This is a genomic window from Pedobacter sp. 05L430 (assembly GCF_056397585.1).
In genome coordinates, this window is the sequence record NZ_JBFTNT010000266.1 from 1 (window position 1) to 5,914 (window position 5,914).

Sequence of the window (5,914 nt, forward strand, 5' to 3'; positions counted from 1 at the left end):
ATGGCGCATGGGAGCTAACGCGATTGGCAACTAATGGTTCTGAAAGCAGGGTGGCAATTCCAGGTTTGTTGAAATTCTTTGATGCAGATGGTAAGTTTTTTAACATGCGGATCACTCAAAACGGATCTATTATTACTCATCAGGGTAATTATGTAATAAACGATAATGAGACCTATTCTGAAATTATTAAGAGCGAAACCCAGGGCGCTACCTATGCCTTAGCCGGAAAGACGTATAAACTAAGATATAAGTTTAGCGATGATAAAAAACTGCTCGTTTTGAATGGAATGGTAGAAGGTAAAGACGGGGCTGAAAGTCTTGGATTCACAGAAGTCTGGAAAAGAGTTGAAAATAAAATTGACTCTATTTAAATCAGGTTGAACGAAGGCCATAGTCATTTGATTGTTTAATTACTATTGCATTGAGCCTCGTGTGGTGAGCTGTTGAGTATTCTTGGTAAATTGCATACTCAATAGCATATAAAGATTATGGTTAATGAATCCGGAAAACCAGAGTTCTGGGAATCAGCATTTGGCGAAAAACAGGAGATGTGGGGCTTTGAGCCGGCAAAATCTGCTGTACTGACAAAGGATTTTTTTGTTCAGAAATCTCTGAAAAATATTTTGATACCTGGAATTGGTTACGGAAGGAATGCACAAATTTTTAAAGAAAACGGGATCACGGTAACAGGGATCGAGATTTCAAAGACTGCCATTGAAATGGCGAGAAAACATTATGGAACAGATATGATTATTCATCATGGCTCTGTAACTGATATGCCATTTGATAAAAACCAATATGACGGGATATTCTGTTATGGTTTAATTCATTTATTAGATAGTAGTGAAAGGGAAAAGCTAGTTTTCGATTGCTATAATCAGCTATCAGAGAATGGTTATATGGTATTTACGGGTATTTCAAAAGAAGCGCACACCTACGGACAGGGCAAGTTTATTAGCAAGGATCGCTATGAAATATATGATGGTGTAAACATGTATTTTTATGATAGGGAATCGATCCATGCAGAGTTTGACCAAGCAGGTTTATTTGAAATTACAGAAATCAGCGAGAACCAGCCGTTCTTTTTAATTAAATGTAAAAAAGGAGACAACTAGATAATAAAAGGGGTCTGTTTTTAGTCAATTTAAATTGAGAATCTATTTTCGCTATATTTAGTAACCAATGTAAATCGCATGAAAATAACGCTCCTCTTAGCATTCCTGATTGTATTCTCATCTGCAATGGCACAAAGCCATGACAAAGTAACCCTCTCAGGTACGGCCACCCACGAAAAGATTGACCATATTTTTATCAATGAGCCTTTGTTATTTTACACACAGGAGCCTAAAAATCTATTGACGTGTTATACACAAAACAATCAGCTTAAGGGCGCTTTTGGCATAAACAAACCCCAGTTTGTTTATTTGAGTATAATGTTGAGGAATTGGCAGGTATATGTAATGCCAGGAGACACCATAAGATTTACGATTGATGGCGCAGGTCTGGATGCAAAGATTAAGTTTTTTGGGAAACATGCAGCTAATTACCAGGTGTTTGCAAACATAACTGATTTTACGGGAGGTCCGCAAAAGCCACCAAGATATATTATCAGTAAAGAGCTGCGGCACAATAAAAACAATTTACTGAATTATAAAATAACCCTTGATAAATGGTATAAAGATAAAAACGAACAATTGGAATCGCTTTTAAAACTTTACCCTATTTCTAAATCACTTACTCATATTGCTAGAAGTAAGATTGGGTATTATTATGCGAATTCCTTGTATTCACCGGTTTCAGACATGGCTGCAGACAGCGTTCCAAAGGAATATCTTAACGAATTGAAAAAAATCGGATTTAACGATGACCGCTTGTTAAGCGCTAATGAGTACAAGTATGCAGTGTATAATCGATATGTAAGGTTTAAAGAAATTGAAGGCACGGTGAATTTGAAGGAGATTGAAAAGAAAATAAAGAGTGAGTTAAAAGGTAAAAGTAAAGATTATGCAATTGCAAGTTTAATTGGTGCCTGTGCGCAGAGAAAAATTCCAATAGATGACAGCGCTTTATCATCCATGATCCGGTCTGCTTATACTGAGGTAAAGGATCCCAGCTATTTAGCGTACATCAGGGAATCTGAATTAAATTATTTCTTGTTGAACAAGCCATTGACAGATAAGGTATTAGATGGCACTTTGTTGACCACTTATTCAAATGGAATGAAGAAGAGTTTAAGAGAAGTATTAGCCGTTTATCCTGGAAAGGCTGTATATATAGATTTGTGGGCGAGCTGGTGTGGCGCTTGCCGAGTAGATATTGCCGAATCTGCCGATGCAAAGAAATGGATGACGGAAAATGGTGTTGCAGTAGTTTACTTTTCACTTGACAAAGACAAAGCAGCCTGGATGAAAGTGACTGTAAGTGATAAAATAGAAAACGATCAGTACCTGGTAGAGAATGAGTTCTCATCAGAGCTCTCTAAATTTATGGGGATCACGAGTATTCCAAGATATTTACTGATAGATAAAAACCATTTTGTAAAAAGTATTTTTGCTCCAAGACCCCTGGAAAGTGATTTAACACAGCTAAAGTCGCTGGTGAAAATATTTTAGTTGTAGTTACCAATGCATATTTGGACATTTGCAATAGTTGTTTGACGATGAGCAGGTTGGTTACCAGCCTATTATGAAGTAGATTTATTTTAAATCATCTTAATCTCTCAGTATGAAACTATTCAAACTGCTATCCCTTGCAGCAATTGCCGGTTTGTTGGTTACCGGAAGTATGACCAGCAGAAATCATCATCTTCTTTTCTCGGACAGTGCGCCTTCGGGGATTCTTTCACTGGAACTTACCAGGTCTAATAGTATTCAATACCGGATTTTTTCGGAATGGAACCGCCCTGAAAATTATGTTTTTGAACGGGACTGGACAAACCCGGCTGACTCGGTGACAATGGATAGCACTGTGTCGCCGGGTAAAAAGATTAAGTATAGTGAGCCGGGGGAAAAGATTAGGGGTGTGGATGCGGTAGAACGCCAAACGCATGCCGACTATTGGTTTATACTTTTTTATGTGTTTGGATTGATTTTGTTGTTTTGGCATTATTACCGGAATGTTTATCCTTCAAAAGACAGAATTACAAGCAGACAGTTTTGGCTGTTTTCGGGAACGGTAATAGCGATTGGTATTCTGGATCTTGTCGAAAACTACTATATCCTGGAATCTGTTGATCTTTTTAAAAGGCTAAATCCGGAAGATCCCTCGCCAGATAGGCTGAGTGATTTTGTGAAATCCGGAGTGGCAGCTTATGTTTTCTATCCCGCCTTGTTTAAGTTTATTCTCCTGTTTATAACGCTGTACTCATTTGGTTGGTCTATCAGTATTTTTAAACGGCTTACTGGCTGGCTTTCGGGGCTATCCGATAACTTTTTATTTGGATTACGTTTGGGATGGATGTTTCGTATTGTGCTGATTGTACTTTTTGTGCTGTTTGGATTTTTGATCTTTTCTGATCAGGGCCAGGATCTGCTGATTACGATTAATACCTCCTTTTGGGGAACCATAATCTTTCTTTTTTCTATCTCGGTTTTAGCGACGATAAACTGGTATCTGCCCAAGCTATATGCTGGCGGGTTTACGGATTTAATGTTGACGGTGCCAAAAGGTTTTGTGATGGCTGGAAAGAACTCGGTAAATTATGCCCGGTTGTTAKGTGCGCTTACTTTTTTGATCCCGGCTGTGGGTATTCTAAAGACCATGCAGCAGTACCATATGCCTTATCTTTTGGATGATGTGCCTGTGATGGTGATATTGCTGGTTGCCTTGGTGGGCTACAAGCAAATGTTAAAATACAATACGCTGGACTCTTTTTTTGCGCCACGTGGGGTGTTTTCCGCTTTGCGCTATATGATGGTAATGGTGCTGTTTTTTCTCTTGATGATCGCCTTCTATTTCATCAGGGATATGGAAGTGGAACAGTATGGCCGGCTTTCATACCTTTCTCTGGATCTGTTTTTATTATCTTTTGCTTTTCTGATTACTACCACTTACCGGACTAAGATTTCGTTTGTCCAAAATATAGAGGTTGCACCTGTTGTACTGATTGTTGGCTTGCTGCTGGCTGTGGTGTTTATTCTGTTTAATATTCCCCCGATACTCTTTGCGCTTATTGCTAAGTTTAGGTTCTTTACACTTTCCATTGTTATTGCTGCATTGATCTGTTATGCGCTGATATTCTCTTATCTGCTTGTATTAGGTAAACGGACTAAAGTGCAATGGATTACGCTGCTTCTGTTAATAGGGTTTTTGGTCTCTTATGTAAAGATAAGTGATTTTCATAAGGTGAATACCGTTGTGGCCAAAGGAGAGGAGCCAGTGGCATTATCTACTCATATCCGTAGTTGGCTGGAGCATAGACGAGGAGAAATTGCGACATACCAGGCTGAGCACAATAAGCCTTACCCTGTATTTTTTTTAAATTCTTATGGCGGCGGGATCAGGGCCTCCGTATGGGCCACTATGGTAGTGAGTGAACTGGATTCCCTGGTACTTGCCTCACGTGGCAGTAAGCAGATAAGTGATGATTTCCAGCATCATGTATTTTCCTTTTCAGGCGCATCTGGCGGGACTATAGGCTTTTCTCTTTTGACGGCAGACAGAGTTAAGGCAAAAGATAGTATCTCTTCCGGAAGGTTTTACCCTAATAACACCAAGGTATATGAGTACGATTACCTGACAGCGAATGTAGTGGGGGTTTTTGGAAGGGACCTGTTTATGACCATGATTGGAGGGAATTGGTATGACGATCGTTCGCGCCTGCAGGAACGAGGTTTTGAGGGGATACTGAAGGATAAGTTTGGAATGGACTATGATATCACATTAAGAGAGGCCTGGAAGAAGGATAATATGGACTTGCCCTTGCTTTTTTCCAATACCTATGATATTAATACGGGTAAGAAGGGAATTGTTGCTCCTGTGTTGTTAGAGAAGGATGATTTTCCAAGCTGTGTTTTTATACAGGATTTGATGAGGGCAAAAAAACTTGACCTGCCACTTTCTGCAGCCGCTTTCCTGAGTGCGCGTTTTCCGTATGTATGTCCGACAGGTAAGTTTGATGAGAAGCATCATTTTACTGATGGCGGAACACTGGAAAATTCTGGCGCAGAGACCTCGAGGCAGGTGATTGCTGTATTTGAGCGGGTGCTTGCAGAAGATGAGTTTGCGGGGCTGAATGTTACGATAAATGTGCTTTCGATTTCTAATAGCATTCTATCTGTTGAGTATCCAACTCAGGATAAGAATTTGTATGAGGTAGTAGCTCCGGCATTGGGGATTTTGGAGACCATTAGTAGTAATGCACTTAAGGCTGATACGATTAATAAGGTGATGGCAGCGCGACAAAAAATGAAAGGGTGGAGCTATAACAAAATTCAGCCCACACGGGAGATGATTGCGGGCAACTGGCCTGTGCTGCCATTAGGCTGGCAAATCTCGGATCATGCGTTGGAGGTGATGAAAAAAAGTATTAAGGATCAGCGGGCAAAAATAGAAAATGTACTGTTGGTATTCTAATCTTGCATCCTTATCATGCACTTTACATCTGTTTGATTGGGGTAGAGTTCAACACAGTATCCTTCCATATCAATTCCCGGCAGATCGGTTAATTGGTCAAAGGCTTTGCCTATGGCTGGTATATCTTTCATGAAATCAGTAATGGTGATACAGCTGTATCTACCGGCCTTTATGGATATTGTTTCCAACCCAAGGGCTTTGGCTTCACCAGGTTGCAATTCTTCGGCTGCGGCTTTATAAATAATGCCTCCATCGTTCTCGGGACGTGAAAGACCGAAATATTGTCGGTTTTCGTTAAATGATACAAGTGAATGCAATTTTTGGTGAGCGGCCATTACTC

5 protein-coding genes are annotated in these 5,914 nt (G+C 39.9%); 4 read left to right on the top strand and 1 reads right to left on the bottom strand.

Going from position 1 to position 5,914, the window contains the following annotated elements:
- From AC1DG9_RS21995 to AC1DG9_RS22010, 4 genes are all read left to right on the top strand, one after another.
- Window positions 1–371 (top strand): DUF4488 domain-containing protein (locus AC1DG9_RS21995; RefSeq protein ID WP_477635238.1); only part of this gene is annotated, 371 nt, incomplete at its 5' end.
- Window positions 372–488: 117 nt separating this feature from the next.
- Window positions 489–1,115 (top strand): class I SAM-dependent methyltransferase, encoded by a 627-nt coding sequence (locus tag AC1DG9_RS22000; protein ID WP_337715943.1) that lies wholly within the window; start codon window positions 489–491, stop codon window positions 1,113–1,115.
- 78 nt (window positions 1,116–1,193) lie between these two features.
- Window positions 1,194–2,612, top strand: a complete 1,419-nt coding sequence (locus AC1DG9_RS22005) for a TlpA family protein disulfide reductase (RefSeq protein ID WP_337715945.1) — start codon at window positions 1,194–1,196, stop codon at window positions 2,610–2,612.
- Window positions 2,613–2,724: 112 nt separating this feature from the next.
- Window positions 2,725–5,574: a hypothetical protein gene (locus AC1DG9_RS22010; RefSeq protein ID WP_477635239.1), complete on the top strand. Its 2,850-nt coding sequence runs from the start codon at window positions 2,725–2,727 to the stop codon at window positions 5,572–5,574.
- Here AC1DG9_RS22010 and AC1DG9_RS22015 read toward each other — a convergent pair.
- A partial coding sequence (locus AC1DG9_RS22015) for a transcriptional regulator (RefSeq protein ID WP_477635240.1) occupies window positions 5,571–5,914 on the bottom strand: 344 nt, incomplete at its 5' end. The genes AC1DG9_RS22010 and AC1DG9_RS22015 overlap by 4 nt on opposite strands.